General features: G+C 68.2%; 2 protein-coding genes. Both read right to left on the bottom strand.

Translation table 11 applies throughout. The annotated features are described in order from the left end of the window. Window positions 1-1,413: heme lyase CcmF/NrfE family subunit (locus VIR09_RS23310; protein WP_332015000.1), on the bottom strand; the 1,413-nt coding region annotated here is incomplete at its 3' end. Continuing rightward, window positions 1,410-1,871: a cytochrome c maturation protein CcmE gene (gene ccmE / locus VIR09_RS23305; RefSeq protein ID WP_105560205.1), complete on the bottom strand. Its 462-nt coding sequence runs from the start codon at window positions 1,869-1,871 to the stop codon at window positions 1,410-1,412. The genes ccmE and VIR09_RS23310, both read right to left, overlap by 4 nt. Window positions 1,872-1,875 lie beyond the last annotated feature (4 nt).

The raw sequence follows: 1,875 nt of genomic DNA, 5'->3' as shown, positions 1-1,875 counted from the left end.
GTGCGCGGCGGTGCTTGCGACTGACCATACCGCCAGCCACAGGCCCAGCACGATCATGGGCGAGCCCAGCCGCGGCGCGCCCGGCATGGCCAACGGCAACAACACGGCCGTTGCCACGCTGACCGCGAACGCGACGCGCAGCCGCCGGCCCAGATCGGGCATGTCGGCCTGTTTCCAACGGGCCATGGGACCCACGCCCATCAGGAAGATGGCCGGGGTCATCAGCGGTACGAACACGGCTTCGAAGTAGGGTGGGCCGATGGATATCTTGCCCCAGTCCAGCACATCCAGCACCACCGGATAGAGCGTGCCCAGCAGCACCGAGCCGGCGGCCACGGTCAAGACGACGTTGTTCGATAGCAGCAGGGATTCTCGCGACAACAGCGAAAATCCGCCGCCCAGGCCGACCGTCGGCGCGCGCCAGGCGTACAGGGCGAGGGATCCGCCGACGATCACGGTCATGAAAGCCAGGATGTACAAGCCGCGGCCGGGGTCTACCGCAAAGGCGTGCACGGAGGTCAGCACGCCGGAGCGGACCAGGAACGTGCCCAGGATGCTGAGCGAAAACGTGCAAATCGCCAGCAGCACGGTCCAGCTGCGGAAAGCGCCGCGGCGCTCGGTCACGATCAGCGAGTGGATCAGTGCCGTGCCCGCCAGCCACGGCATGAACGACGCGTTCTCCACCGGGTCCCAGAACCACCAGCCGCCCCAGCCCAGCACGTAGTACGCCCAGGCGCTGCCCAGCAGAATGCCGACGGTCAGGAAGGTCCAGGCGGCCAGCGTCCAGGGCCGGACCCAGCGCGCCCACAGCGCATCCAGTTCGCCCGACAACAGGGCCGCTATCGCGAAGGCGAATGCCACGGAAAACCCGACATAGCCCATGTAGAGCATGGGGGGATGCACGATCATGCCGGGGTCTTGCAGCAACGGGTTCAGGTCGCGGCCGGCCATGGCGGGCGGCATCAGCCGTTCAAACGGATTGGACAGGAACAAGAGGAACAGCAGAAGGCCCACGCTGATCCCTCCCATCACCGCCAGCACGCGGCCAGCGAAGGCCAGGGGCAGGCGGCGGCTGAACACGGCCACGGCCAGGGTCCAGGCAGTCAGCAGCAGCAGCCACAACAGCAGCGACCCTTCGTGCCCGCCCCAGACCGCCGCGAAGCGATAGGCCGCGGGCAGGTCCGCGTGGGAGTTGCCGGCCACGTACAGCACCGAGAAATCGTTGTGCACGAAGGACCACGCCAGACAGCCGAAGGCCAGCACGGTCAGGCAGAACTGGCCCACGGCGGCGGGGCGCGCCACGCGTAGCCCGGCCTGCCAGCCGGTGGCGGCGCCGACCAGCGGCAGGATGGTCTGCGCCAGCGCCGTCAGCAGCGCCAGGATCAGGCTGAACAGGCCGATCTCGGGAATCATCGCGTCTCCGCCTGCATCGTGTTGGCGGCCGTGGTCTTGCCGGCGCGTTTGAGCGCATCCGCGGCCTCCGGCGGCATGTAGTTCTCGTCATGCTTGGCCAGCACTTCGGTGGCGCGGAACACTCCGTTGGCGTCCAGCTTGCCCGCGACCACCACGCCCTTGCCTTCGCGGAACAGGTCCGGCAGCAGGCCTTGATAGGTCACTGGCACGGTGTGCGCGGTGTCGGTCACGATGAACCGCAGGGTCAGCCCGTCGGCTTCGCGGCGCACCGAGCCTTGTTCCACCAGCCCGCCCACGCGGAAGCTGCCGTTGCGTGGCGCTTCTTTCGCCACCACCTGTGTCGGGCTGAAGAAGAACACCAGGTTCGACTGCAGGGCGTTGAGCACCAGCGCGGTGGCCAGCGCCAGCAGGCCCAGCCCGCCCGCGATGGCGAACATGCGGCGCTTGCGCGGCGTCATTGGA

Source organism: Achromobacter sp. (assembly GCF_036567245.1).
Classification (GTDB): domain Bacteria; phylum Pseudomonadota; class Gammaproteobacteria; order Burkholderiales; family Burkholderiaceae_B; genus Achromobacter.
The sequence above is the reverse complement of the archived record's forward strand: the minus strand, read 5'-3'. Positions and strand labels throughout refer to the sequence as shown.

What these genes read in the sequence shown, in the direction of transcription:
- ccmE (WP_105560205.1), bottom strand. Translation starts at nt 1,871, where the DNA reads ATGACGCCGCGCAAGCGCCGCATGTTCGCCATCGCGGGCGGGCTGGGC.